General features: G+C 67.5%; 29 protein-coding genes. 18 read left to right on the top strand and 11 right to left on the bottom strand.

Annotated features, from left to right (window positions below):
• Nucleotides 1–5: 5 nt before the first annotated feature.
• A complete protein-coding gene (gene nhaA, locus HQ308_RS12220) occupies nt 6–1,328 on the top strand; it encodes a Na+/H+ antiporter NhaA (RefSeq protein WP_027504387.1) in 1,323 nt (440 codons plus the stop codon).
• Nucleotide 1,329: 1 nt separating this feature from the next.
• Here the strand turns inward: nhaA and HQ308_RS12215 are convergent, their stop codons facing one another.
• Together HQ308_RS12215 and HQ308_RS12210 are read right to left on the bottom strand one after the other, a co-directional pair.
• Nucleotides 1,330–1,713 carry a MerR family transcriptional regulator gene (locus HQ308_RS12215; protein WP_222646663.1) on the bottom strand — a complete coding sequence of 128 codons (384 nt, stop codon included), beginning with the start codon at nt 1,711–1,713 and terminating at the stop codon, nt 1,330–1,332.
• A gap of 79 nt (nt 1,714–1,792) precedes the next feature.
• On the bottom strand, nt 1,793–3,298 hold the full coding sequence (locus HQ308_RS12210; protein WP_222646538.1) for a SulP family inorganic anion transporter: 1,506 nt from the start codon (nt 3,296–3,298) through the stop codon (nt 1,793–1,795).
• 128 nt (nt 3,299–3,426) lie between these two features.
• Between HQ308_RS12210 and HQ308_RS12205 the strand changes: the two genes are divergently transcribed.
• Genes HQ308_RS12205 through HQ308_RS12195 form a run of 3 tightly spaced genes read left to right on the top strand, consistent with a single transcriptional unit; the run spans nt 3,427 to nt 5,284 of the window.
• A complete protein-coding gene (locus HQ308_RS12205) occupies nt 3,427–3,789 on the top strand; it encodes a helix-turn-helix transcriptional regulator (protein WP_222646537.1) in 363 nt (120 codons plus the stop codon).
• Entirely contained in the window at nt 3,786–4,874 is a 1,089-nt protein-coding gene (gene arsB / locus HQ308_RS12200; RefSeq protein ID WP_222646536.1) for an ACR3 family arsenite efflux transporter, read from the top strand. The genes HQ308_RS12205 and arsB overlap by 4 nt, the downstream gene beginning before the upstream one ends.
• Nucleotides 4,874–5,284 carry a low molecular weight phosphatase family protein gene (locus tag HQ308_RS12195; protein ID WP_027504392.1) on the top strand — a complete coding sequence of 137 codons (411 nt, stop codon included), beginning with the start codon at nt 4,874–4,876 and terminating at the stop codon, nt 5,282–5,284. Before arsB ends, HQ308_RS12195 begins: the two co-directional genes overlap by 1 nt.
• A gap of 57 nt (nt 5,285–5,341) precedes the next feature.
• Here the strand turns inward: HQ308_RS12195 and HQ308_RS12190 are convergent, their stop codons facing one another.
• Nucleotides 5,342–5,968 carry a DUF305 domain-containing protein gene (locus HQ308_RS12190; RefSeq protein WP_222646535.1) on the bottom strand — a complete coding sequence of 209 codons (627 nt, stop codon included), beginning with the start codon at nt 5,966–5,968 and terminating at the stop codon, nt 5,342–5,344.
• 85 nt (nt 5,969–6,053) lie between these two features.
• Complete coding sequence (locus HQ308_RS12185) at nt 6,054–6,485, bottom strand: DUF6153 family protein (protein WP_222646534.1); 432 nt, start codon at nt 6,483–6,485, stop codon at nt 6,054–6,056.
• A 362-nt stretch (nt 6,486–6,847) separates the two neighbouring features.
• Between HQ308_RS12185 and HQ308_RS12180 the strand changes: the two genes are divergently transcribed.
• From HQ308_RS12180 to HQ308_RS12150, 7 genes are all read left to right on the top strand, one after another.
• Nucleotides 6,848–8,914: an MMPL family transporter gene (locus HQ308_RS12180; protein WP_222646662.1), complete on the top strand. Its 2,067-nt coding sequence runs from the start codon at nt 6,848–6,850 to the stop codon at nt 8,912–8,914.
• 25 nt (nt 8,915–8,939) lie between these two features.
• The gene (locus tag HQ308_RS12175) at nt 8,940–9,359 is read left to right on the top strand and encodes a DUF302 domain-containing protein (protein WP_027504396.1); all 420 of its coding nucleotides are present in this window, start codon (nt 8,940–8,942) and stop codon (nt 9,357–9,359) included.
• A gap of 60 nt (nt 9,360–9,419) precedes the next feature.
• Nucleotides 9,420–9,689 carry a metal-sensitive transcriptional regulator gene (locus HQ308_RS12170; RefSeq protein ID WP_027504397.1) on the top strand — a complete coding sequence of 90 codons (270 nt, stop codon included), beginning with the start codon at nt 9,420–9,422 and terminating at the stop codon, nt 9,687–9,689.
• On the top strand, nt 9,686–10,609 hold the full coding sequence (gene bla / locus HQ308_RS12165; protein ID WP_222628048.1) for a class A beta-lactamase: 924 nt from the start codon (nt 9,686–9,688) through the stop codon (nt 10,607–10,609). Before HQ308_RS12170 ends, bla begins: the two co-directional genes overlap by 4 nt.
• Nucleotides 10,610–10,662: 53 nt before the next feature.
• A complete protein-coding gene (locus HQ308_RS12160) occupies nt 10,663–11,850 on the top strand; it encodes an SGNH/GDSL hydrolase family protein (protein WP_222639757.1) in 1,188 nt (395 codons plus the stop codon).
• 150 nt (nt 11,851–12,000) lie between these two features.
• Nucleotides 12,001–12,675, top strand: coding sequence for a hypothetical protein (locus HQ308_RS12155; RefSeq protein ID WP_222646533.1), 675 nt, complete (start codon nt 12,001–12,003; stop codon nt 12,673–12,675).
• A 46-nt stretch (nt 12,676–12,721) separates the two neighbouring features.
• On the top strand, nt 12,722–13,771 hold the full coding sequence (locus HQ308_RS12150) for an ABC transporter substrate-binding protein (RefSeq protein ID WP_261776056.1): 1,050 nt from the start codon (nt 12,722–12,724) through the stop codon (nt 13,769–13,771).
• Nucleotides 13,772–13,784: 13 nt separating this feature from the next.
• Here the strand turns inward: HQ308_RS12150 and ilvD are convergent, their stop codons facing one another.
• A complete protein-coding gene (ilvD, locus tag HQ308_RS12145; RefSeq protein WP_056446463.1) occupies nt 13,785–15,623 on the bottom strand; it encodes a dihydroxy-acid dehydratase in 1,839 nt (612 codons plus the stop codon).
• Nucleotides 15,624–15,722: 99 nt separating this feature from the next.
• Here ilvD and HQ308_RS12140 point away from each other — a divergent pair, with 99 nt between their 5' ends.
• Entirely contained in the window at nt 15,723–16,559 is an 837-nt protein-coding gene (locus HQ308_RS12140; protein ID WP_222646532.1) for a helix-turn-helix transcriptional regulator, read from the top strand.
• 38 nt (nt 16,560–16,597) lie between these two features.
• Complete coding sequence (locus tag HQ308_RS12135; RefSeq protein ID WP_222646531.1) at nt 16,598–17,557, top strand: phosphoglycerate dehydrogenase; 960 nt, start codon at nt 16,598–16,600, stop codon at nt 17,555–17,557.
• Nucleotides 17,558–17,610: 53 nt separating this feature from the next.
• Here HQ308_RS12135 and HQ308_RS12130 read toward each other — a convergent pair whose 3' ends face one another.
• The 3 genes from HQ308_RS12130 to HQ308_RS12120 form a co-directional block, all read right to left on the bottom strand.
• Nucleotides 17,611–18,564: an ABC transporter substrate-binding protein gene (locus HQ308_RS12130; protein ID WP_222646530.1), complete on the bottom strand. Its 954-nt coding sequence runs from the start codon at nt 18,562–18,564 to the stop codon at nt 17,611–17,613.
• 38 nt (nt 18,565–18,602) lie between these two features.
• Nucleotides 18,603–18,815, bottom strand: a complete 213-nt coding sequence (locus HQ308_RS12125; protein WP_222646529.1) for a hypothetical protein — start codon at nt 18,813–18,815, stop codon at nt 18,603–18,605.
• 76 nt (nt 18,816–18,891) lie between these two features.
• Entirely contained in the window at nt 18,892–19,128 is a 237-nt protein-coding gene (locus HQ308_RS12120; protein WP_037184052.1) for a hypothetical protein, read from the bottom strand.
• A gap of 226 nt (nt 19,129–19,354) precedes the next feature.
• Between HQ308_RS12120 and HQ308_RS12115 the strand changes: the two genes are divergently transcribed.
• Entirely contained in the window at nt 19,355–19,705 is a 351-nt protein-coding gene (locus HQ308_RS12115; RefSeq protein ID WP_222646528.1) for a VOC family protein, read from the top strand.
• 36 nt (nt 19,706–19,741) lie between these two features.
• On the opposite strand, the gene HQ308_RS12110 is transcribed toward HQ308_RS12115, so the two are convergent.
• Both HQ308_RS12110 and HQ308_RS12105 read right to left on the bottom strand, forming a co-directional pair.
• A complete protein-coding gene (locus HQ308_RS12110; RefSeq protein WP_222646527.1) occupies nt 19,742–20,158 on the bottom strand; it encodes a hypothetical protein in 417 nt (138 codons plus the stop codon).
• Complete coding sequence (locus HQ308_RS12105; RefSeq protein WP_222646526.1) at nt 20,155–20,988, bottom strand: helix-turn-helix transcriptional regulator; 834 nt, start codon at nt 20,986–20,988, stop codon at nt 20,155–20,157. Before HQ308_RS12105 ends, HQ308_RS12110 begins: the two co-directional genes overlap by 4 nt.
• Before the next feature lie 49 nt (nt 20,989–21,037).
• On the opposite strand from HQ308_RS12105, the gene HQ308_RS12100 reads away from it, so the two are divergent.
• From HQ308_RS12100 to HQ308_RS12085, 4 genes are all read left to right on the top strand, one after another.
• Nucleotides 21,038–21,442 (top strand): DUF6157 family protein, encoded by a 405-nt coding sequence (locus HQ308_RS12100; RefSeq protein WP_261776055.1) that lies wholly within the window; start codon nt 21,038–21,040, stop codon nt 21,440–21,442.
• A 68-nt stretch (nt 21,443–21,510) separates the two neighbouring features.
• Nucleotides 21,511–22,095 (top strand): dihydrofolate reductase family protein, encoded by a 585-nt coding sequence (locus HQ308_RS12095; protein WP_222646525.1) that lies wholly within the window; start codon nt 21,511–21,513, stop codon nt 22,093–22,095.
• A 22-nt stretch (nt 22,096–22,117) separates the two neighbouring features.
• Entirely contained in the window at nt 22,118–22,921 is an 804-nt protein-coding gene (locus HQ308_RS12090) for an alpha/beta fold hydrolase (protein ID WP_222646524.1), read from the top strand.
• 87 nt (nt 22,922–23,008) lie between these two features.
• A complete protein-coding gene (locus HQ308_RS12085) occupies nt 23,009–24,361 on the top strand; it encodes an MFS transporter (RefSeq protein WP_222646523.1) in 1,353 nt (450 codons plus the stop codon).
• A gap of 10 nt (nt 24,362–24,371) precedes the next feature.
• Here the strand turns inward: HQ308_RS12085 and HQ308_RS12080 are convergent, their stop codons facing one another.
• Nucleotides 24,372–26,267 (bottom strand): bifunctional diguanylate cyclase/phosphodiesterase, encoded by a 1,896-nt coding sequence (locus HQ308_RS12080; RefSeq protein ID WP_222646522.1) that lies wholly within the window; start codon nt 26,265–26,267, stop codon nt 24,372–24,374.
• Nucleotides 26,268–26,339: the final 72 nt, after the last annotated feature.

The raw sequence follows: 26,339 nt of genomic DNA, 5'->3' as shown, positions 1-26,339 counted from the left end.
ACCCCATGACGTCATCCTCGCCACCTCCCACGCGTCGCAGTCTGCTCTCGCGGGGGTCGTGGTCCGAAGCCTCGCGCATCACCGACGTGCTGCGCAAGGAGACCGTCGGGGGTGCCCTGTTGCTGGTCGCCACGGTGATCGCTCTCGTCTGGGCCAACTCCCCGTGGTCGGCCGCCTACGACACGCTCATGGCGACACGAGTGGGCCCGTCCGCGCTCCACCTCGATCTCACTCTCTCCACGTGGGCCGCGGACGGCCTGCTCGCGATCTTCTTCTTCGTCGTGGGCCTCGAACTCAAGCGCGAGTTCGTCGCCGGCGACCTCCGCGACCCGGCGCGTGCGGCCCTGCCCATCGCGGCCGCGATCGGCGGCATGGCCGTGCCCGCACTGATCTTCGTCGTCGTCAATCTGCGCACCGGTGACGGCGCACTGCTGGGGTGGGCCATTCCCACCGCGACCGACATCGCCTTCGCGGTCGCCGTTCTCGCCGTCGTCAGCACGCACCTACCGCTCGCATTGCGCACCTTTCTGCTCACGCTGGCCGTCGTCGACGATCTCCTCGCGGTGACGGTGATCGCGATCTTCTACACCGCCGACCTGAACTTCGTGGCGCTCGGCGCCGCGATGATCCCGCTCGCCCTCTTCGCCGTCGCCGTGCAGCGACGGATCCGGTCGTGGTGGATTCTCATTCCCCTCGCGGTCGTCACCTGGGTTCTCATGCACGAGTCCGGCGTTCACGCCACGGTCGCCGGCGTGCTGCTCGGATTCGCGGTGCCGGTGATCCGCAGCCGCGCCGCCGGCGGTCCGGAGGCCGGTCCCGGTATGGCCGAACACTTCGAACATCGCATCCGACCTCTCTCTGCCGGTGTCGCAGTGCCGCTCTTCGCATTCTGCGCCGCCGGCGTGACCGTCGGCGGCGTGTCGGGCTTCTTCGAGGCGCTCGGCGACCCGATCGCCATCGGCATCGTCGCGGGACTGGTGGTCGGCAAGACCATCGGCGTGCTGGGCACCACGTATCTCGTGTCCCGCTTCACCCGTGCCACTCTCGATGCCGGACTCGCGTGGCGTGACGTGTTCGGCGTCGCCGTTCTCGCCGGCATCGGTTTCACCGTCTCGCTGTTGATCGGCGACCTCGCCTTCGGTGAGAGCACCGAGCGAGACGATCACGTCAAGGTCGGAGTGCTGACCGGATCGGTGATCTCGGCGTGCATCGCCGCCGCGATTCTGCGCAGCCGCAACCGCGCGTACAAGCTGATCCACGAGGAGGAGACCCGCGACGACGATCACGACGGCATCCCCGACGTGTATCAGCGCCGCGAGGAGAGCTGACTCAGAGTTCGGTGACCGGCCTGCGGGCCGCGAGCAGAGCTGCGAACTCCTCGCCGTAGGCGAGATGGCGTCGCAACGTCTCGCACCGGTCCAGCGCCTTGTCGTGGCACTGGTCGACGAATTGTGTTGCGGCAGTTCGGTCCTCATCGTCGGCATCGCCGTTCCCGAGGACGTCGAGGGCTGCGAGCAGCTCGCCCATCTCGGCCAGCGTGAACTCCAGCGGCTTCATCCGCCGGATCACCAACAACCGCTCGACGTCGGCCTCGGTGTAGAGCCGGAATCCGCCGGCCGATCGCGCCGACGGGACGACGAGACCCACCGAGTCGTAGTGGCGCAGTGTGCGAATGGACAGTGCCGTGCGCTCGGCGACCTCACCGATCTGCATGCTCTCGCCCACTGTCCCGCTCCTTCGTCGTACGTCGAGTGTGCGTCGACTCTAGTTCCGACCCGGAGACCGGGCCCGATCAGTGTCCTGCGCCGAGGTTTCCGCTGAGCCGGTCCCGTCGTTCCACGGACGACGCGTTCAGCCCCACGATCTCGACCTTCTTGCCCCTCGCCGCGTACTTCGTGGTGACGGCATCGAGCGTCGCGACCGTGGAGGCGTCCCAGATGTGGGACTCCGACATGTCGATGACGATGTTCTCGGGGTCACCGACGTAGTCGAACTGGTGGATCAGATCGTTGCTGGAGGCGAAGAACAGCTCTCCCAGGACCTTGTAGACGCGCGTGTTCTCGTCCGGGTGCGCCACGTCGACCACCTCGGTGAGGTGCGCGACCCGCCGCGCGAAGAGCACCATCGCGGTGACGACACCGACGACGACGCCGTAGGCCAGGTTGTGGGTCGCGACGGTCACGGCCACCGTGGCGATCATGACCAGCGTCTCGCTCTTGGGCATGCGCCGCAGGGTCGACGGACGGATGCTGTGCCAGTCGAACGTGCCCACCGAGACCATGATCATGACCGCGACCAACGCGGCCATCGGGATGAGTGCCACGATGTCGCCGAGTCCCACCACGAGGATCAGCAGGAACGTTCCGGCGAGGAAGGTCGAGATCCGGGTACGTGCGCCGGAGACCTTCACGTTGATCATGGTCTGGCCGATCATCGCGCAGCCGCCCATGCCGCCGGTGAAGCCCGTGACGAGGTTGGCGACACCCTGGCCCCAACCCTCGCGGGTCTTGTTCGAGCGCGAATCGGTGATGTCGTCCACCAGCTTCGCGGTCATGAGTGATTCGAGCAGACCCACCAGTGCGATGGCGAGCGAGAACGGCGCGATGATCGACAGGGTGTCGAGGGTGAACGGCACGTTCGGGAGCAGCAGCGTCGGAAGCGAGGACGGCAGCTCGCCCTCGTCGCCGACATCGGGAACCTGCAGCGCGAACACGAGGGTGGCGGCGGTGAGCATCACGATGGCGATCAACGGTGCGGGCACTACGGTCGTCAGCTTGGGAAGGAACACCATGACCACGAGACCCACTGCCACGAGGGGATACACCAGGGCGGGCACGCCGATGAGGTAGGGCAACTGCGACGTGAAGATGAGGATGGCGAGCGCGTTGACGAACCCGATCATCACGCTGCGCGGAATGAAGCGCATCAGCTTCGCCACTCCGACGACGCTGAGCACGATCTGCAGGACGCCACCGAGGATCACGGCGGCGATGAGGTAGTCGAGGCCGTACTCGCGTGACAGTGGCGCGACGACGAGGGCGATCGCTCCGGTGGCGGCGGAGATCATGGCCGGACGACCGCCGACGATCGAGATGGTGACCGCCATCGTGAAGGACGCGAACAGTCCGACGCGGGGATCGACACCGGCGATGATGGAGAACGAGATCGCCTCCGGGATCAGCGCCAGCGCGACGACCAGGCCCGCCAGCACCTCGGTCTTCAGACGACGAGGTGAGCGCAGCGCGGCCAGCACCGAGGTGTCCTCGGGTGGGGCGACGGTCGAGCCGGCGTGGGACATGACGAGCCTCTTTCACGGTGCGGGACTGCCGGAGGCCGAGCACGGCCCTCCACTGCGCCGAACCCTACTCTCACCGGAGAGTAGAGTGCGAATTGACCGAGACCATCGACAAGCGTCAATATAGAAGAATGTCGAATCAGTCAGAGCCCGACACGGGTGTCCGATGCTCGCCCCTGGTTCGTGAACCTCTGACCGAGCAGCAGTCGCACATCCTCGCGTCGATGTTCAAGGCGCTGGGCGACCCGGTCCGGTTGCGCCTGCTCAGTCTCATCGCGAGTCACGACGGTGGTGAGGCGTGCGTGTGCGACATCTCTGGATCCTTCGACCTGTCGCAGCCGACCATCTCCCACCACCTCAAGGTGCTTCGCCAGGCCGGCCTGCTCGGCTCCGAGCGGCGCGGAACCTGGGTCTACTACCGCGTGATTCCCGCTGCGCTGCAGCAGTTGTCGGCCGTCATGGCCACCGTCGACCCGACGCTGGTGACCGCATGAGCACCGCGGCGAACACCAGCGGCCACCCCGCCGTCGTCGGCAAGCTCTCCACCCTCGACCGCTTCCTGCCGGTGTGGATCGGCGTCGCGATGGTCGTCGGGCTGCTGCTCGGACGACTGATCCCCGGGATGAACGACGCCCTGTCGTCCATCTCCGTCGACGGCGTCTCCCTCCCGATCGCGATCGGCCTGCTGATCATGATGTACCCGGTGCTGGCCAAGGTCCGCTACGACCGCCTCGACACCGTCACCGGTGACAAAAAGCTCCTGCTCGGTTCTCTCGCTCTCAACTGGATCCTGGGCCCCGCCTTGATGTTCGCGCTGGCCTGGCTGTTCCTCCCCGACCTGCCCGAGTACCGCACCGGACTCATCATCGTCGGACTCGCCCGCTGCATCGCGATGGTCATCATCTGGAACGACCTCGCCTGCGGCGACCGCGAAGCCGCCGCCGTTCTCGTGGCGATCAACTCGGTGTTCCAGGTGATCATGTTCGCCGTCCTCGGCTGGTTCTACCTCTCCGTGCTCCCCGGCTGGCTCGGTCTCGACCAGACCACCATCGAGGCATCACCGTGGCAGATCGCGAAGTCCGTGCTGATTTTCCTGGGCATCCCGTTGATCGCCGGATTCGCCTCTCGGTACTTCGGCGAACGCGCCAAGGGCCGCGACTGGTACGAGACCTCGTTCATCCCGAAAATCGGGCCGTGGGCGCTCTACGGACTGCTGTTCACCATCGTCGTCCTGTTCGCCCTGCAGGGCGACCGCATCACCTCCCAGCCCCTGGACGTCGTTCGCATCGCGATCCCGCTGCTGGTGTACTTCGCCGTGATGTGGGGCGGCGGATACGCCCTCGGCGCCGCCATGGGACTGGGCTACGAGCGCACCACCACCCTGGCATTCACCGCGGCGGGCAACAACTTCGAACTCGCCATCGCTGTCGCTATCGCCACCTACGGCGCCACGTCCGGTCAAGCCCTCGCCGGCGTCGTCGGACCCCTCATCGAAGTCCCAGTGCTCGTGGGACTCGTCTACGTCTCGCTGGCACTGCGCAGACGATTTTCACCCGCCCGACAGACGAAGGAATCCTGATGTACCGCAAGCCGAGTGTGTTGTTCGTCTGCGTGAAGAACGGCGGCAAGTCGCAGATGGCCGCAGGGCTGATGCGCACGGTCGCCGGTGACGATGTCGAGGTGCATTCCGCCGGGACTGCCCCCGGCAGTGCAGTCAATGCTCTGTCGGCCGAGTCGCTGCGTGAGGTCGGAGTCGATCTCACCGGTGAGCACCCCAAGCCGATCGATCCGGATCTGATGTCCCGGATGGACTTCGTCGTCACCCTCGGCACCGAGGCGACCGTCGACCCGGTCGAGGGACCGACCTACCTGAACTGGGACACCGACGAGCCGTCGACGCGAGGTATCGAGGGCATCGAGCGGATGCGCCTGGTGCGCGACGACATCGCCACGCGCGTCGACGAACTCGCGGCGCGACTGCGGATCTGACACGGGCCGCACCCGACGGCCGGCACTCCCGTCGGAGTGGCGGCCGTCGGCCGGAGGTCAACCGAGAAGTTGTTCCATCCTGGCGATCTCGGCGTTCTGCGTGTCGACGATCGTGCGAGCCATCGCGACCGCGTCGTCGTTCGAGCCCTCCTCGATCTCCGTCTCCGCCATGGCGACCGCACCTCGATGATGGTCGATCATCATCGTCAGCCACCGCTGGTCGAACTCGTCGCCGGACAAGGCCGTCAGGGAGGCCATGTCCTGCGAACTCATCATTCCGCTCCCCGACCCGTGATCCATGCCCTGCATGTCGTCGGGCGTTGCCGACGGAGACGGCTGACCCCACTCCGCCAGCCATGAGGCCAACTGGTCCATCTCGGGTCCCTGCGCGTCCGCGATCTCGTCGGCGAGCGTGACCACGTCCGGGTTCGTGGAACGCCCGTCGACCATGGAGGCCATCTCGACAGCCTGAGCATGGTGCGGGTACATCATCGATGCGAACGCGAGGTCGGCGTCGGCGAAGTCCGCAGCGGGATCCTGAGACGGCGCGGACTCCATGGACGAGGAACCCATCGAGTGGCCCTCCATCGACGCGGACGACCCGTCGTCGCCACAACCGGCGACGAGGGCGACTCCGATCGCGGCAGCGGCGAGTGTGGTGACTGTCGTGTTCTTGACATGCATGGGCGTACTCCTGAGGTGTGTCGAACGGAAAAGGGGTCTGAATCGACGTGCGATCCGCCGGGGCATCACTGCCCCGGGCTCCCCGTCACACCCGCAGAAGTACCGAGTCGTCCAGCGAGGACAGCGCCCATGGTGGAGCTCGCCCTGCGCGGGCGACGATCACGACGACACGGTCGGATGCGTCATCGAGCGCCGGCAGGCACTCGACGGCCCCGATCGGGACCGACATCGGCGGGAACGAGGTGACCGTCCCGATGCACGGATGCATCATGTCGTGACCGCCGGGGCACGGCAGTCGCTCCGCCGCCGGACCGGGCTCCGCGGTGTGCGTGGCGGCGCCAGCGTGGACCTCCGCGTCCATCGACGCGTGGTGGTTCGGCATCGCTTCATGGGCCGCGGCGGTCTGGACGGGCACCACCATGTGCATCAGCACCACGCCCAGTGCGATCGAGACGGCCCACCAGGCCATCTGCACAGCGAGGGTCAGCGAACGTCGCTGCCGAAGACTGTGCAACACGGGCCCCAGTGTACCGACGTACCCCCTGGGGGTACGTCGGCGGTCGTCGCACCGACACCCGGCAACCTCGGTCAGATACCCCAGGGGGTACTTGCATACCCCCCCTCGTATGTGACACGGTGTGCGCAGTCCAGCGGATCGAACGCGGAAGGAGTGTCCTGTGGCCCCCCCCTGCCGAATGCTCACAGTTCCACCGCTGAGCACACCCTCACACCACTTCTCGACGATGGCCGATCCAGGCTGCTCGGATACCCCCACCCGTATAGGAGTCCACCGTGTCCCAGTCCGACACCGTCGCCGAATCCCGGCCCGGCGACCACCACGACAGTGCCCCCGGCCGCCTCGGCCGGTGGGGCGCAGCCATGGTCACCCGCCGCCGCTGGGTCTTCGGCACCTGGCTGATTCTGCTGATCGCCCTCGGATCCGCTGCACCGTCGGTGTTCTCGTCCCTCGCCGGCGCCGGGTGGCAGGCGAACGGATCGGAATCGGTGCAGGTCCGCGAGCTGGCCGAGGAACACTTCGGCGGCAACTCCTCCGCCGCGGTGCAGGTCGTCGTCCACAGCGACTCCGGTGCGCTGAGCGACCCGGCAGCGACCGCCGCGCTCACCGGCGCGACCGACATCCTGAACGCGGACCCGCGTTTCGGCGAGATCGTGCCCCCGCAGCCGGGGATGACGATCAGCCCGGACGGACGCACCGGCATCCTCATCGCCGGCGCCGACGGCACCACCGACGAGATGGTCACCGCCGTCGACGACGTCAAGGACCAGCTCACCGCACTCTCCGGCGACGGTGTCGAGGTCTACCCCACCGGGGCGTCGGCGCTGTGGTCGGACTTCAACAAGGCCAACCACGACGCGATGATCCAGGCCGAACTCATCTCCTGGCCCGTCACCCTCGCCATCATGGTCCTCGCGTTCGGCTCACTCGTCGCCGCCGGACTCCCGCTGCTGCTGACCATCGCCGGTCTCGTCGCCTCCGCGGGCGGGCTGGTCCTGCTCAACGAGATCACCCCGATCTCGGTGTGGGCCATGAACTTCGCCATGATGTTCGCGCTCGCACTCGGCATCGACTACGCACTGTTCCTCGTCGCCCGCTTCCGCGACGCCCTGCGCTCCCGCGATCCCCGCGCGGCCGTCGCCGAGACCATGGACACCGCGGGCAAAGCCGTGGTCCTGTCCGGACTCACCGTCCTCGTCAGCCTGTCCGCCGTGCTGATCGTTCCCGCCCCCGCGGTGCGGACCATGGCCGTCGGCATCATGCTCGCCGTCACCTTCGTCCTGCTCGCCACGCTCACCCTGCTCCCCGCCGCCCTCGGCGCGCTCGGCTCGAAGGTCAACGCCGCGTCCCTCCCCTACGCCAAGCGTCAGCAGCACCGCTCGCCGATGTTCGCCGCGTGGGGCGCTCTCCTGCACAAGCACCCGTGGCCGTTCGCGCTCGCCTCGATCGGCGTCCTCGTCGCACTCGCACTTCCTGTTCTCGGCCTGAAGGTCGCGATGCCGTCGATCTCCGTGGTCCCCGAGGACGCACCGGTGCGGCAGGGCTACGCCCTCGTCCAGCAGCAGTTCGGCGACGGCGCCCCCGGCGCACTGCAGATCGTCGTCCCCTCGGCCGACGCCGCCGACACGGCCGCCGCCGCGGCGCAGGTGCCCGGCATCGCCATGGTCACCCCACCGCAACCCGCCGCCGACGGCTCCGGCTACGCACTGCTGCAGGCGATTCCGGCGGTCGACCCCTCCGACGAGTCGATGGGCACCATCCTCGCCGACCTGCGCGGCGAACTTCCGGAGTCGGCGCTGGTCGGCGGCGCACCCGCGGAGAACCTCGACCTGCAGCAGGCCCTGAACGACTACCTGCCGCTCGTCGTCACGATCATCCTGATCCTCGGGTTCGTGCTGCTCCTCGTCGCACTGCAAGCACCCTTGATCGCGTTCCTGGGCACCGCGGTCAGCCTGCTCTCCACCGCCGCCGCGTTCGGCGTCGCGAAGCTGATCTTCCAGGACGGGCACGGCGCCTCGCTGCTCGGCTTCACTCCGCAGGGCTTCCTGAACGGGTGGGGACCGGTGTTCTTCTTCGCGATGATCTTCGCCATCGCCATGGACTACACCGTGTTCCTCCTCGCCACCGCCAAGGAGCACGTCGAGCGCACCGGCGACGCGACGACGGCGATGATCGACGGTCTCGCCCACTCCGGGCGGGTCATCTTCGCCGCGGCCGCGGTGATGGTGGCGGTGTTCTTCACCTTCGCCCTCGCCGACCCGCTCCCGCCGAAGGAGATGGGCATCATCCTCGGCGTCGCCGTGCTTCTCGACGCCATCCTGATTCGGTTGATCCTGCTGCCCGTCCTGCTCCGACTGACCGGCTCCGCCGCCTGGTGGTCACCGGCCTGGCTCCGCAAGGCCCTCCCGTCCATCAGCTTCTCCCACTGACACCCCCGACCGAAGGACGACACTCGTGACCATCGCTCTGACCACCACTCTGACCGACACCGACTTCGACACCGCCGTCCAGCGCACCCGAGACGCCCTGGCAGAGCAGGGTTTCGGCGTGCTCACCGAGATCGACATGCAGGCCACCCTGAAAGCCAAGCTCGGTGAGGACATGGAGCGCTACCTGATTCTCGGCGCGTGCAACCCGCCCCTGGCCCACCGCGCCGTCGGCGTCATGCGACAGATCGGCCTGCTGCTCCCCTGCAACGTCGTCGTCCGCGAGGACCCGGACAACGCCGACGTGATCATCGTCGACGCCATGAACCCCGACATCATGGTCCAGTCGACCGGAGTGCCGGCGCTCGGCGACGTCGCCCACGACGCAGCGACCAAGCTCCGCGCTGCCATCGCCACACTCGCCGACGAACCGGCACCCGGACACTGAGACTCTGATGCCCCCGGGGGTACCATCGACAGCTCACGGCAGTTCTGACAGGAGTTCATCATGGTCGGCGACGACGACAGCATCGCACTGGTACTCAACCGACTCCGGCGCGCCAACGGCCAACTCACCGGGGTCATCTCGATGATCGAGAACGGCCGCGACTGCAAGGAGGTCGTCACCCAGCTCGCCGCCGTCTCGCGCGCGCTCGACAGGGCAGGGTTCAAGATCGTCGCCACCGGCCTGCGCGAATGTATGACCGGTGCCACCGCCGACAACAAGGAACCCATGACCGAGGCGGAACTCGAGAAGCTGTTCCTCGCACTCGCGTGACGAGACGAGCACTCCTGCACACGGCGGCCCGACCGCGCGTCGCGCTCGCTGTCGTCGCCCTGGCCCTCACCGCGTGCGCTCCCTCGGGCGGTGTGCCCGTCTCGCCGGCTTCCACGTCGAGTCGAGCAGAGCGCGACGACGTCTCGACCGGACTGCAGGCTGTCGAGGAGCGCTACGACGTGACGGTGGGTGTCAGCCTCCTGAACACCGGGACCGGCGAGACGATCAGATATCGCGGAGCCGAACGTTTCGGTTTCGCTTCGACAGTGAAGGTGTTCCTGGCAGCCGAGTTCCTGCGACGAACCCCTGAGGACGCTCGGGACGACCTCGTGAGGTGGACCGCGGCCGACATCGAGCGCGCGGGATATTCACCGGTGACCACGGCACGTCTGGACACCGGACTCACGGCGGCCGAGTTGGCGGAAGCGGCCGTGCGGGAGAGCGACAACACGGCGACCAACCTCGTGTTCGACCAAATCGGCGGTCCCGCAGAGCTCGATGCGGCTCTGTCCCGACTCGGCGACGATGTCACGGACATCGTCGACGTGGAGCCGGGCCTCAACACGGTCGGACCCGACAGCACCGGAAACACCACCACCGCCGACGCGTTCACGACGAGTCTGGCCGCACTGCGGGGTGCCGGCTCGTCGACCGATGCCGACGCAGCGACCCTGGCCGAGTGGATGAGCGGGAACGCCACGGGCGACGCACTCGTCCGCGCGGGGGCGCCGAGCGGATGGACGGTGGCCGACAAGTCGGGTGGCGCCGGGGCCGTGCGGAACGACATCGCCGTCGTCACACCACCCGGCCGTCCCCCGCTGGTACTGACGGTGCTGACACGGAAGAACGACGCCTCGGCACCGTACGAGGACGCCGCGGTGAGCGAGAGCGCCGCGGTCGTCCTGAACACCGTTCGGTAGCCCCTGAACACCGTTAGGTAGCCCCTGAACACCGTTAGGTAGTCTCGGAAAGTATGATCACCGCACCACTCAACGACGACATCGTCCTCGGTGCAGCCGAGCTCGAACGCGTGGATCGGGGCGTGCGCCCACACCGGCTCCCCCGTGCCGTCCGGCAACGCGATGCGGACCCGCAGCTCGCGATGATGGAGGCGCAACCGTCCGGAGTGCGTATCGCCGCGCGCACGACCGCCGTCCAGATGGTCCTCGAGGTCCACACCACGCGCATGACCTACCGGGGTGTGATGCGCGACCGGGGCGCCGTCGACGTGGTGGTGAACGACTCGATTCTTCAGTCGCACGTGCTCTCGGGCGGTGACACCGTCGAGATCGATCCGACCACCGGAACGAGCACGGTCCACCCGGGAACGACGGAACGCATCACCCTCACCGATCTGCCGGCCGGGGAGAAGACGGTCGAGATCTGGCTCCCCCACAACGAACAGGTGGATCTGGTCTCGCTGTCCGCTGATGCCGTTCTGCACCCGGCGCCGACGAGCGGACCGAGGTGGCTGCACCACGGCAGCTCGATCAGCCAGGGATCCAACGCCGCGAGCCCCACGCGCATCTGGCCTGTCGTCGCGGCCCGTCGTGCCGGCGTTCGGCTGCGCAACCTGGGTTTCGGGGGCAGCGCCTTCGTCGATCCGTTCATGGCTCGCGTCGTGCGGGACTCCCCCGCGGACGTCATCAGCGTCAAGCTGGGCATCAACGTCGTCAACCTCGATGCAATGCGCCTTCGTTCGTTCGTTCCCGCAGTTCACGGGTTCCTCGACACCGTCCGCGACGGGCACCCGACCACACCGCTGCTGCTGATCTCGCCGATCCACTGCGCGATCCACGAGAACACTCCGGGACCCGGGGCGATCGATCCCGACTCGTTCGCCGCCGGCTCCGCGAGATTTCGCGCGACGGGCACGGAGGGCGACATCGCGCTCGGACGCCTGACACTTCGCGTGATCCGTGACGCGCTCGCTCAGATCGTCGACAGTCGATCGGACGACCCGAACCTCCACCACCTCGACGGACTGCTGCTCTTCGGCGAGGACGACGAACGGCGCCACCCACTTCCGGACAACCTGCATCCCGACACCGACGCCCACGCCGTCATGGGACAGCGTTTCGCGGACATCGCCTTCGGCCCGTCAGGGCCGTTCGCGCCGACGACGACAGACGACGTGCCCGACGACGCGTCGAGAGGGTGACGGTGGCTACGGCCGGATCCGCCGCCACCTCGGGCGTCGACGAGTTGCCGGACGGTGTGTGGAGTCGCGGCGGCCCGGGTATCACTCGTTCACCGTGACCAGTGGGCGCGTTGCAGTCGTTCGCGCAACCAGAAGGGACGACCACCCTCGATGGTGAGCGCGGGGAACCACGACGGCGGGCTTCGCACGTCGATCATCACCGACATCGTGGATGTCTGTGTCGATCTGACGGGCGCCGACGGCGCCGCCCTGGTTCTGGTCCCGCCCGGCGACTGGTCTGTGCAGAATGTCGCGCACGTGACAGACGCGACGGCGGCCCGCGTCGCATGGGAACTCCAGGCACTCGGGCTCGGTCCGGTCGTCGACGCTCTCGCCGACGGTGCGGTCCACGATGCCGCGGTGGAGGATTCACTCGATCACCTGCGGTGGCCGCAGGTGACCGGCGCCCTGAGCGTCCTGGGCGTCGGGTGGCTACGGGTGTTCCCTGTGGGCCCCCGCGCCCGACCGTCGGGAACCTTGCAACTACATCGACGGACCTGGAGAGGTCGAGGGTGGTCGACGGACCTCGACGGCCCCCTCGGCCGACTGGCGCACTCCCTCGGCACTCTGTGCGCCACCGACTTCGCCGCCGAGAACGGTGCGCGGACCGGCCCCGACACCGACGTGGTGCACACCGCGATAGGAATGATCGCCGCACGGCACGAGCTGTCGGTCCCCGCCGCGTCGGCACTCCTGAGCGCGGTCGCGCACACACACGGCCACTCGTCGGTGGCGCAGGCACGGGTCATCGTCGATTCAGTCGGGCGACGGGGAACCGGCACCTGACCTCGTTGATTGCGTCATAAGGGCAGCCTACCCTTAGCATCAAGGCATGATGCGTATTCCCGGCAGCGTTCCACGATGGACGAGACGCTCGATCACAGTTCTCATCGCCGCCGTGGCGGTGACCGCGCACCTCGTCGGCTGCAGCTCGTCGGACCCCGCTGACCCCGGTTCGGCGACGACCGCCGATGCGTCGTTCCCGAAGACGTTGCGGCACATGTACGGCGAGACTGTCCTCGACTCGACACCCGCCCGCGTGGCCACCTGGGGTGCCGGCGCCACGGATGCCGTGCTGGCTCTCGGGGTGATGCCGGTGGCCATGCCGTCGACCACGTACGGCGGCGGTGACGACCTGACGTACCCGTGGATCGCCGAGTCGATCGCCCGGAACGGCGGTGAGGCACCGGCTCTCCTGGACGACGTTTTGGGTCCCCTGTCGGTCGAGAAGCTCGTCGCAGCCGACCCCGACGTCCTGCTGGCACCACATTCCGGCCTCACTCGGAGCGAGTACGACGCGGTCACATCGGCCGGCATTCCCGTGGTCGCACCGCCGTCCGAGCTCTGGTCGACTCCGTGGCGAGACACGATCGGTGTCACCGGTGAGGTTCTCGGAAAGAGCGTCGAGGCAACGGAACTCGTGTCAGAACTGGACCAGCAGGTCGTCGATGCCGGCGCAGGACACCCCGAGTTCCGAGACCGAACCATCGCCTACGTGTCCGAGGCGCAGGACGTCTACTACCTCCTGCTTCCCTCGGACCCGCGCGTCGAGTTGCTCGAGAACCTGGGATTCACGTCCGATCCGTCCGTCACCGAACTGGCGACCGGTGATTCCACGTTCTCGACCGCGGTGTCGTCCGAGGAGATCTCCCGAATCGATGCCTCTGTCGTCTTCACACAGGTGGACACGGACGCGGCACTCCGGGAGTTCCTGTCATCCGACGTGTCGCGGCAGATCCCCGCTGTGGCGGCAGGTGCCGTCGCCAGATTCGTCGGCCAGGAAGCCGGGGCCGCCATCGGCCCGACGGCACTGACGATTCCCTACTTCCTCCCGACTCTCGTCGACGGCTTGGCGACGGCGGTCGACGCAACGGAGCAGTGACGAACCACGGGACTCACCGGAGCGAATCGACGTCGCGCACCGCACCCTTGTCTGCGGACAGTGCGAGCGCGGCGTACGCACGGAGAGCGACGCTCACCTCGCGCTGCCTGTGGCGGGGCCGGAAGCCGTCGAGGGCAGAACGCCGTTGCGCGAGCACGCTGTCGGCGACGTCCAGTGTGATCGAGCGGTGCGGGATGTCGATGGTGATGCTGTCCCCGTCCTCGACCAGAGCGATCACGCCACCCGCGGCCGCCTCCGGAGACACGTGCCCGATCGACAGACCCGATGTCCCGCCGGAGAAGCGGCCGTCGGTGATCAGCGCACACGAAGCCCCGAGGCCGCGACCCTTGAGAAATGCTGTCGGATAGAGCATCTCCTGCATTCCGGGCCCACCGCGCGGACCCTCGTACCGCACGACCAGCACGTCGCCGGCCACGATCCGTCCGGACAGGATGGCGTCACATGCGTCCTCCTGCGACTCCACGACCACGGCCGGGCCGGTGAAGGTGAGGATGGAGTCGTCGACGCCCGCCGTCTTCACCACACACCCGTCGGCGGAAAGGTTGCCGCGCAGAACCGCCAGGCCGCCGTCGGCCGAGTACGCGTGCTCCACATCGCGGATGCATCCGCCGGCGGAGTCGAGATCCAACGTCTCCCAACGCTCGGACTGCGAGAACGCAGTGGCGGAACGTACGCATCCCGGTGCGGCGTGGAACAACTCGATCGCGGCCTCGTCGGCACACCCGGACCGGACGTCCCACCGGTCGAGCCAGTCGGCGAGAGACTCCGAATGCACCGTGTGCACGTGATCGTGCAGATGCCCGCCCCTGCGGAGCTCACCGAGAATGGCGGGCACTCCACCGGCGCGGTGCACGTCCTCGACGAGGTAGTGCCCGTTGGGTGCCACCTTGCACAGACATGGGACCATCCGCGAACGCTTCTCGATGTCGTCGAGGCTGTAGTCGAGTTCGGCCTCGCGTGCCGCGGCCAGGAGATGCAGGATCGTGTTCGTCGATCCACCCATCGCGATGTCGAGGGCCATGGCGTTGTCGAACGCAGCGCGTGAGGCGATCTGCCGAGGAAGGACCGACTCGTCGTCGTGGTCGTACCACCGACGGCACAGATCGACCACGGTGCGCCCGGCATTCTCGTAGAGGTCCCGACGCGCCGTGTGCGTGGCGAGCGTGGTTCCGTTGCCCGGCAGAGCGAGCCCCAGCGCTTCGGTCAGGCAGTTCATCGAGTTTGCCGTGAACATGCCCGAGCAGCTCCCGCACGTGGGGCACGCTGACTCCTCCACGCGTGCCAGGTCCTCGTCCGAGACGTCACCGGCGGCGGCATCGGACATGGCGGACACCAGGGTGAGTCGGGTTCGCACGGTGCCGTCGACGAGCACTGCGGTGCCACCCTCCATCGGACCGCCCGAGACGAACACCACCGGGATGTTCAGTCGCAGTGCGGCCATGAGCATCCCGGGGGTGATCTTGTCGCAGTTCGAGATGCACACGAGAGCGTCCGCGCAGTGTGCGTTCACCATGTACTCGACGGAGTCGGCGATGAGATCGCGGGAGGGCAGCGAGTAGAGCATCCCGCCGTGTCCCATCGCGATGCCGTCGTCGACCGCGATCGTGTTGAACTCGCGCGGAATGCCGCCGGCTGCGGTGATCGCGTCCGAGACGATGCGGCCGACCGGCTGGAGATGGGTGTGGCCGGGAACGAACTCGGTGAAGCTGTTCGCGACGGCGATGATCGGCTTACCGAAATCGTCGCCGTTCACCCCCGCGGCGCGTAGTAGCGCGCGGGCCCCCGCCATGTTGCGTCCGTGCGTGACGGTTCTCGATCGAAGTGCAGGCATGGGGACGACGATGCCGGTCGACTGCCGCCGCAGGAAGACAGCTCCGGTACTGGTATCACCACCACCACCTTCACGCGTGGACGATCGTAGAGTTGCCGTGTGACCACCGACCGGGACTTCGCCGCGCGCCGTGAGCTGGGAGCTTTCCTGCGCGCCCGCCGCTCGGCACTGCCACGGTCGCGGCTCGGGTTGCCGCCCGTTCCGCGGGGCCGGTCGACAGGCTTACGTAGAGAGGACGTCTCGTCGCTGTCCCATGTCAGCGTCACCTGGTACACCTGGCTCGAACAAGGGCGGGACATCCACCCGTCACGCCAAGTCCTCGATGCCGTCGCCGCGACGCTGCACCTCACGCCTGCCGAGCACGATTACGTTCTCGACCTCGCGGGACACCCGCCGACGCCGACCCCGTCGAGCGCGGAGACGACGCCTCCGGCCGTGCAACGTCTGCTCGATGCCCTCACCGATCTCCCCGCGTTCGCTCTCCGTCCGGAGTGGACGATCGCCGGATGGAATCGTGCGTACCGTGCGTTGTTCCCCCGCATCGAGACCGTGGAGGCAGCGGACCGAAACCTTCTGTGGCTGGTCTTCACCGACCCGTACGTGCGCGAGTTGCTCCCGCACTGGGAGTCCGACAGCAGACGCTTCCTCGCAGAGTTCCGGGCGGACGGAGGCGCCGCCCTCGGCACTCCCTCCTTCACGGACCTGGTCGATCGGCTCCGCTCGACGAGTGACACGTTCGCCGACGGGTGGGACAACCGCGACATCGAGGGATTCGCCTCACGTGAGCGCGTCTTCCGGCACCCTGTCGTCGGAGAGCTGCGCTTCGAGCACCACCAGTTGGCGCCGACCGATCACAAGGACCTGAACATCGTCGTCTACCTTCCTGTCGCGGGCACCGACACTCGCGAGAAGGTGCAGCGCCTGATCGGCGAGTGACGCCGATCCGGATCGGCACGGACATGAAAGAGGGACAGATGGCTACCGTCCTCATCACCACCGATTACCTCCACCCCGGCGACGACGTCGACACCCTGCTCCGTGCGCACGGTCACGAGACCGTCCACTCCCCCGCCGTCGGGCCCCGCCCCGACGGTGAGATGGCCGCGCTCCTCGCCGCGAGTGACGCTGCCATCATCGCCAGCGAACCCGTCACCGCCGCCATGCTCGCCGCGGCCCCGTCCCTCAGCGTGATCGCGCGCAGCGGAGTCGGATACGACTCGATCGACATCGAGGCCGCCACCGCTCACGGCGTCCTCGTCTGCAACACCCCCGGAGCCAACCGCCATGCGGTGGCCGAGATGACCCTCGCTCTGCTCCTGATGTGCGCGAGGCGGATCGGCGAGACTACCGACGGCGTGCGGCGCGGAGAGTGGCCACGCCACGACACTCGACAGCTACGGGGCGCGACTCTCGGCATCATCGGCCTCGGGCCGAGCGGACGGGCCGTCGTGGACCTCGCTCACGCGTTCGGCATGACCGTCCTGATCTCCACCGGCCATCCCGACCCCGCACTCGAGGTCACCTACGTCGACAGAACCACTCTGCTCCGCGAGTCCGACTTCGTCAGCCTCCACGCCCGTGCCGGCGGCGCACCCGTCATCGACGCCGCGGCACTGGCCGAGATGAAACCCTCTGCCTACCTGGTCAACACGGCCCGCGGATCGATGGTCGACGAGGATGCCCTCGTCGACGCGCTCCGCGACCACACCATCGCGGGAGCGGCGCTCGACGTCTTCGCCACCGAACCACCGGACCCGGACAACCCGCTCCTGGCCATGCCCACGGTCGTCGCCACCTCACACCTGGCCGGTCAGACCCGCGAGGCGCGCACCGATGCGGGTACTGCCGCCGCCGAGTCCGTCGTCGCAGCACTGGCCGGTCGGCCGGCTGCGGGTTCGATCAACGAGTCGGCGGTGGCGACGGGACGATCCTGAGCCGCCGCCGGACGGGGCCCCTGGACCATGCAGGAGTACCCCCCCGGTCGGCGTCAGGTCGACGAGCTCGAGCGGTCGACGGCGTCCGCAAGGCGGTCGAGCCAGTCCGCGTACTCGGCATAGGTGGTGGGACGCTTGTCGTCCCAGTCCAGAACATCGCCCGAGGTGACCGCAGGAATGGAACCGTAGACGGGTGAGGCGTCCAGCACCTCACGGCTCGCGGGGTACTCGAGAACGATGTCGGCAGGGTACTGAGCCACGTTCTCCCAGCTCACCGTCGCCCACGGTCCGTCGAATCCCGGACCCGCGAGACTCACACCGAGGTCCGAGAGCAGTCCCAGCACCGACAACTGTTCCGTTCCGATGTACACGGCGTCGGCGGCCGCGTTGACGGGCAGCACCGTCACGCCGGGATTCGCGGCCACAGCGTCGCGCACCCGCTGTTTCGCCGCGTCGTAGTCCGCACGGTCGGATGCGATCTCCGGGGAGTCCACGTCGGCGCCCAGTGATGCTGCGAGCGAACGGTATTGATCCAGCGTTCCGTCGAGCGACGAGGACGGGTCGATGCCCAGGAAGGGAGCGACGACGTTGATCTGCTCGGCCTGCGCTGCCTCCCACCAGATCCAGGACGTGGGATCGGTCTCGGCGGAATAGCCGACGACGAGGTCGGCGCCCATATTCGCCGCCACCTCCGTCTCGAACACCGCATCCGTACCCACGACGGTCATGGAATCGAGGTCCGCGTCACCGAGACCCAGCCCGTTGGTGATGCCGTAGCCGTAGACCCCGGCAGGGCGAACACCGTAGTCCCACAGTGCGGCAGCCGAGTACGCGTCGACAACCACCGTGTCCGGCGGTGCGTCCAGCGACACGGTGTTGCCGAAGGCAGTGGTGTGAGACCACCCTTCCCCACCGGAACTGCTCCCGGACTCGGTGGAACACCCGGCGACAGCCAGAGCGAGGGCAGCGAGGAGAGCGCCGGCGCGCCCGGCGGAGATGGTCGACATGTCCGAATGTTAGCGCAGGCTTACCTCACTTCGGTGAGTCACCGTCTGCCTGAACGGCGGGCCCCTCCGAGATTGACGACCAGCGCAACGAGCGCCAGCACTACCGCCACGACCCACGCATCCGGGTCCACCGCGTGTACGAGGATCACGGCACCGAGTACGACGAGCGCAGCAAGCGCGACCACCCCGAGCCCGGGGCCGCCGAGCGCTGTGCGGGTGCGACGGTCCAGAGCGCCGAGTCGTGTCCTCACACGTCGACCCTACGACGTCGAGTCCACCGCTCCGGATCGCGTCGATCCCGTTCGCGGAGGTTCCAGCGTTCGGATCTCAGGCCAGCGCGAACCGGGTGCGCAAATTCTGCGTCTGCCGGTGCAGCTCTCGCAGAGTCCGCTTGTGTGTCGCGGCCTGCTGCTCGTGCCACGTACCGGTGGGCGCGTTCCCCCTGGCCCGAGCTTCTGCGGCGAGCCGACGCGCGTCCTCGAGTTGAACCGATACGGTCGCGATCTCGTCGTCCAGCGCCGCGAGAAACACCCGCGCCTGCGCCACGTCCGAATCGTCCGCCACCCCGGTTCGCCTCCATCGTCATCGACCGTGCCGGTCCAGTCACTCACGATAGCGAGCCGCCCCTGCTGCCACACCCCTCACAACTCCCGTGTGCCGGACGATCCGGTGCAGTGAACCGTGTACAGCACGGTCAGCTGCACCGGATCACGCACAGCGGTCGCGTGGTCGATGAGTTGCCGACCTCGCGCCGGTCCACATCAGTGACATCCGACGAGAGGACGAGCCCATGATCGACCACGTACTGACCGTCGTACCCGTGCGCGACATCGATGTCGCACGCGAGTGGTACACGCGCCTGCTGGGACGCGAACCCGACAACAACCCCATGCCGGGTCTGATCGAGTGGCAGATCGTGCCGGGGGCGTGGATGCAGGTGTTCCTCGATGCCGACCGGGCCGGCCGGACGCGGTCGAACCTCGCCGTCGACGACCTCGACGCTCACACCACCGAGCTCGCGGGCCGCGGACTCGCCGTCGGCGACACCACGGACGCCACCAACGGAGTTCGACTCGCGCCGATCACCGATCCCGACGGCAACGTCATCACCCTGATAGGCGGTTTCCGGACGGTGTACTGACCGACCCGACGATCGCGACGAATGTGTGCAGCCGAGTCACACGATGCGATCGAAGGTCAGAGCCATCCACGGTGCCCACGCCCCGTCGTCGACACGTTCCCACTCGGCACGCATTCGTCCGGTACCGGCGTGGAGGTCCAGCCCGCTCCGCACGCCGTCGCCCTCGAGCAGAAGTGTGGTGTCGTCCTGCAAGGTCAACCGCATGAGCGTCGGTTGCGCGGCGCTGTCGAACGCGTACATGGCCCACCCACCCGAAGAGTGCTCTCCACCGATCAGCTCGTGTGCGACGTCGTGGTCGGTGCCCATGACGACGTCGACGTCGTGGGCGATCCAGGATTCGCCAGGCAGTCTTCGATAGGTGTCCGTGCCGACGACGGTGACACCGTCTCCGACAACTCGCCCGTTCGTGTTCCAGGTCCCCAGAATGGGGAGCAACGGTCCGAGTGCATTCACGATCGATCCTCTCGTTCCGACGAGCTGTTCTCACGTACGTACTGCCCCGGCGTCACCCCGGCAACGCCGCGAAAGTCCCGGATGAGGTGCGCCTGGTCTGCGTAGCCGAGGCATACCGCGATGTCGGAGACATCGACACCAGGAATGGACAGTTGTCGCACGACCTCCTGCAGCCGGATACGGCGAGCCACCGCTTTCGGTCCCATACCCAGCGTGGACTGCAGGGCCCGTTGCACGGCTCTCTCACTCGCACCCACTTCGGCTGCCAGCCGCGAGCCGGTTCGGGAACGCACCGTCCGCGACAGCGTGTCTACCACAGCGTTGGCCAGAAGATGCTCGTGCGAGGGCGGTGTGGTGGCCCGGGCCTCCGCGATCACCTCATCGGCGCGCGCCGCGGGATCCTCAGCTTGTGCGATCTCGGTCATCATGTCGAAGAGAGTCGCGTCCATACCGCGCTCGAGTGGCGTCTGTGCAGACAAGTTCGACGGCATGAGGCTCGATATCGCGGCCAGACCCGCGGGCCGCAAACGAACCGCGAATACCGTTCCGGCGCCTCGGATCGTGCGCACCCACGCGGATCGCTGCACGCCGGTGACCATGAACGGAGCCGGGACATCACCCGACTCGATGCTCACCGTGATGGCCGGGAATTCCAGTATCCGTTGCGTGACTTGCTCGTTCGAAGCCAAGTTCCACTCGACAGCCCAGTATGTGTCCACCACGTCCGCGATCGACCCGGCCGGTGGCGACCACCGTGCTGCGAACCGTTCGAGATTCGACGGCACCAGAACGCCCGACCTTTCCGTCACGTCGATCGGCCGTTCGCCCATGTCGTAATTGTGCAATACGACCGCCTCGAACGACGGACATCATGTACTCATGACCACCAACTACCGCAACGTCTTCATCGGAGTGGCGCCCGACTGCCCTGCCACCTCGGGCGAGAAACCACCGACGAAGAACGACAAGCCGACCATTGCCGAACTGCAGTACAGAATGATCGCCGACGCCCCCTACACACTCACATCGGACGACGTGTTGTACGCCGTACACGTGGAGCGGTCCGGGCTCGAACAGACCCGCCCCACAACTGATCGTGTGAGCTTCTTCGCCGCCGATCGGGCATGCTTGCGCGCGGCTCCGTTGGGGAAACGGTACGGCTGGGGCATTCACCACGACGAGAACGAACGTGTCGCGCTCCTCGCCGTCGGCACCGCGGAATACGACGCGCTCAGCTCGGACCCCCGCATCACGCAGAAGAGCGCGATGCGGTCCCGGCGGTGACGCGATGAGTTCCGGCCACCCGCCGGGTCGATACGACTGACAGCCCACCTATTCGAGGATTGGCAGCGATGGCGACGATCACCGCGTTTCAGAGCATCAGCACCGATGGAGTCATACAGGGCCTCGGACGGCCCGACGAGGACGACCGAGGAGGGTTCGTCCACGGCGGTTGGGGCCAGGGATACCAGGACGAGATCTCCATGTCGTTCGCGGCGGATGGCATGAGCGACGAGGGTGCGCTTCTGTTCGGCCGGAGGACGTACGAGGATCTACTCGGCTTCTGGACAACGACGTCCGAGCCGAATCCCTTCACCGATGTGCTGGTCCGAACGACGAAATACGTCGTGTCGAGGTCCACCGACACCACTCTCGAGTTTCCCGACTCCCACCTCGTCGCCGGTGACGCGGTGGACGAGGTGCGCAGACTCAAAGAACGCACGAGCGTGCCGCTGACCATCATGGGAAGCGGCGAGCTGGTGCGTAGCCTGCACGCGGCGAACCTGATCGACGAGTACGTGCTGCAGATTCATCCGATCGTGTTGGGATCGGGCACGCAACTGTTCGGGACGGCCGACCGGGTCGATCTCGAGCTGGTCAGGTCCGTTCCCACGACCACGGGTGTGATCATCGCTCACTACGTGGCCCGTCGATGACGCGGCAGGGAGCGTGGGTCTGATGCCGCATGTCCGTTCCGCCGACGGCACACCGATCTCCTGTGACCGCCTGAGCACTCACGGGCCGGCGGTGGTGCTCGTCGGGGGCGGTCTGGACGACGGCGCCGAGAACCACCCGCTGGGCACGCACCTGGCCGATCACTTCGCGGTGGTGAACTACCAGCGCCGCGGCAGAGGTGACAGCGGTGACGCTCCGTCGTATTCCGTGGGGCGGGAGGTCGAGGATCTCGCGGCCGTGATCGACACTGCCGGAGGGCACGCGCATCTGTTCGGTGCGTCGTCCGGAGGTGCGTTGGCGCTGGAAGCCGCCGCAGCAGGGCTTCCCGTCGACCGCGTCGCCGTTCACGAGGTGCCGTACCAGGTGGAGGCCCCGATGATCTCCGCCTGGCATACGTACAGGCGTGAGCTCGAGTCAGCACTCGACGCCGACGACCGCGACCTCGTACTGCGCCTGTTCATGCGACTCGCCGGATCCTCGGAGGACGACATCGCGGGCGCCGAGGCCTCCCCTGTGTGGTCTGCATTGCGTGAGCTCGCGCCGACACTGCGATACGACGCGGAATGCCTCGGCGACGGACCTCCGCCAGTCCACCGTCTCGCCCTCGTTCGGCAACCGGTACTGCTGACGACGACTGTCGGCATCGACCCACAGATGGCCGGACTGCCCGTCGACTTCTTCGGAGGGGCGGCCGACGCCGCAGCCGACGCTCTGCCCGATGCCCGACGGGTCACCCTCGAGGTCGGTGGACATGTGGCAGATGCCGAAGCGCTTGCCCGAGTCCTCCGTCGGTTCTTCACGGAGTGAACCAACTCGCCACGCGGGCGAGACGTTCGGATCAGCTCGAGCACAACGGGTGACCGCGGGACAGCTCGTACGCCAGTGTCGGAGTACATGACTGCCCTCACCGACTCGGCCTCGTTCGAACCCGATGCCGACCGGCGCAAGCGCCTTCGCACGGTCGTGGCGTCGAGCCTCCTCGGCACCACCGTCGAGTGGTACGACTTCTTCCTCTACGCCACGGCGGCGAGTGTGGTGTTCAATCGCCTGTTCTTCCCGGATCAGTCGTCCTTCGTCGGCACCATGCTGTCTTTCGCCACCTTCGCCGTCGGATTCGTGGTGCGCCCCATCGGTGGAGTCGTCTTCGGATACTTCGGAGACCGTATCGGCCGCAAGAAGACACTGGCGTTGTCGATGCTGATCATGGGTGTGGCGACCACCCTGATGGGCGTCCTGCCGACGACCGAGGACGTCGGTCTGCTGGCTCCGATTCTGTTGTTGCTGTTGCGCATCGCACAGGGTTTCGCTCTCGGCGGCGAGTGGGCCGGTGCAGTGCTTCTGGCCGTCGAGCACAGCCCGGCGCGTCGGCGTGGATTGTTCGGAAGCATCCCGCAGGTGGGTCTCGCGCTCGGCCTCGCGTTGGGCACCGGAATGTTCGCCCTGCTGCAGGTGATCTTCGACGAAGAGCAATTCCTCTCCTACGGCTGGCGCATCGCGTTCCTCGTCAGTCTCGTTCTGGTGATCGTCGGTCTGGTCGTGCGCCTGAAGGTGGAGGAGACGCCGGCGTTCCGCGAGGTGTCGGAACTCCAGCAGCGATCGAGCGCACCGATCAAGGAGGTGTTCGCACGGCGCCATGCGCGACGCACCGTCCTCGGACTGCTGTCGCGATGGGGCGAGGGTGCCGCCTTCAACACGTGGGGTGTCTTCGCCATCACCTACGCGACGACGCAACTGAAGTTCGACAAGGTCTCGGTCCTGCTCGTGGTCACCGTGGCGGCAGTGGTGATGGCGGTGCTGATCCCGGTGTCCGGGGTGCTCGTGGACAGGGTGGGCGCCAAGCGTGTGTACGTCACCGGCATCGCGGCCTACGGGCTGGCCGTGTTTCCCGTGTTCACCCTCTTCGACACGGGCAGCCTGTGGCTCTTCGGACTCGGACTGGTCCTGGTGTTCGGCATCGTCCACGCCACCTTCTACGGAGCACAGGGCACGCTGTACGCGTCCCTGTATCCGACCGAGATCCGCTACACCGGCCTGTCCGTGGTCTACCAGTTCTCCGGGATCTACGCCTCGGGCGTGACGCCTCTCGTTCTCACCGCACTGATCGCCGCGGCGAGCGGGTCACCCTGGCTCGCGTGCGGCTTCCTCGTCGGCACGTCGGTGATCAGCGTCATCGCCACGGCGCTCGTTCGCGAGGACGATCTGCATCTGTCGCGCCCTCGCTCCGACGCGGAGACAGAGCACGACTGAGGTGAACGGTTCACACCTCGTGAACCGTCTCCGCCCGTGGCGCACGGAGCTCCAGCACGGCGGTGGTGCGCTCGGCGTCGACGGGTCTGCCGAGCAGGAACCCCTGCGCCAGATCGCATCCCGTCTCGGTGAGTGCATCGAGTTGCGCCCGGGTCTCGACGCCTTCCCCCACGACGGTCATCTCGTACGCCTTGGCCAACGCGACGATGGCGGTGACGACCGCGCGGCCCCGCCGGGTGTCGAGCGCGTCGATGTATCCCTTGTCGATCTTGAAGCACTCGAACACCGGAAACCGTTCGAGGTAGGCCAGGCTGCTGTGACCGGCGCCGACGTCGTCGAGGAGCAGCGCGACGCCCATCTCGGTCACCGCGCTGAGGTTCCGGGCGACGCGTCCGGTGTCGGCGAGCCACACCGTCTCGGTCACCTCGAGCCCCAGGGCCTGTGGCGGTAGTCCGGTCTCCCGGAGCACCGACGCGACCCGGCCGGGGAACGCCGGATCTCGCAACTGGAGCGCGCTGACGTTCACCCGCACGGTGATCGAGAAGTCCCTGCGCCATGTCGCCGCCTGGCGGCACGCAGTGCGTAGCGCCCAATCCCCCAGTACCGCAGCCAGACCGGTGCGCTCGGCCACCGCTACGAACTCGGACGGCTCGATCTGCCCGAGCGTCGGATGATTCCAGCGTGCGAGTGCTTCGACGGACACCACCTCCCCTGTCGCGATGTGCACCAAGGGTTGGTACGCGAGGGTCAGCTCGTCCTCGGCCAGGGCAGCCCGCAGGTCGACCGACAGGGAGCGGACGCGGTCGGCGTCGTAGTGATCGTCCTCGGCGTCGAAGACGGCATGCGCTCCGCCGCCGCCGTCCTTGGCGCGGTGCAGCGCCAGATCGACGCGCCGCAGCAACTCCCGCACCGTGACGCCGGGCTCGGACACCGCGATACCTATCGAGGCACTCATCGGAATGGGGGCATCGGCCGCGGACGGCGGCGCGGCCAGCGCGGCGGTGACACGGAACGCGAGATCCTCGGCGTTCCGGGTGTCGTCGAAGCCCCCGCAGACGACGAGAAACTCGTCACCTCCGAAGCGATACACCGCGTCCCGCGTTCGGACCGCGGCGACGAGACGCTCGGCGAACCGGACCAACGCGCGGTCGCCGGTGTCGTGTCCGAGGCTGTCGTTGATGATCGCGAAATCGTCGACGTCGAGGAGGAGCAACGCCACCTCGTCGCCCTGCGCACGCGCACGAGTCAACGCATCGCCCACCGCCGAGTAGGCCCGCGTGCGGTCCGGAAGTCCCGTGAGTGGATCGTGATCGGTCTGTTCCCGGAGAAGCCGCGAGAGGTCGACGCGTTCGAGCGCTGCGGAGAACACTCCGGCCACCGCCGACAGGAACGCGATGTCCGTGTCGTCGAACAGATTCGGTTCCGCCCCGAACACGATCAGCGCGCCCCACACCCCGGCGCTCGTCGTGATCGGCACAGCGGCGCCGCTGCGAAAGCCGACCGACGACATGGTGGACGTGTCGAACCGTGTCTCTGTCTCGCCGTCCGAGCAGACGGTCAATCGACCGTGCGCCAGAGCGAATCCGGCCAGGGAGCCGGCGCCGGACCGCACCTCGACATCGGTGCGCAGCACATGGGTGACCGCGTCGATGCGCAGAAACGGATCCTCCGGACTCTCGTGCCGCGCGAGCGCCGCGGACGCCACCCCCACCAGGGTCGCCGCGGTGGAAGTCGCTGCGGCGGACACCTCGTCCAGGTCGGCGGAGACGGCGAGCCCACTGAGCCTGGCGAGCGCGGTCTGCGCCAGCGCGAAGCGTCGGGATGCACGAACGTCCGCGAGGACACGGGCGGGGATCGTCACCATCACTCCGTTCGGCGTCTGTGAGTCGATGGTCGGTTCGACCACGGGCACACGTCACGAGCGACAAACCCCGACATTCACGGCTTATGACCCGTCCAGCATCGCACGTCGATCGTT

This window comes from Rhodococcus sp. BP-241 (assembly GCF_019836145.1).
Lineage (GTDB): Bacteria > Actinomycetota > Actinomycetes > Mycobacteriales > Mycobacteriaceae > Rhodococcoides.
This window is presented reverse-complemented; position numbering and strand designations above follow the sequence as displayed.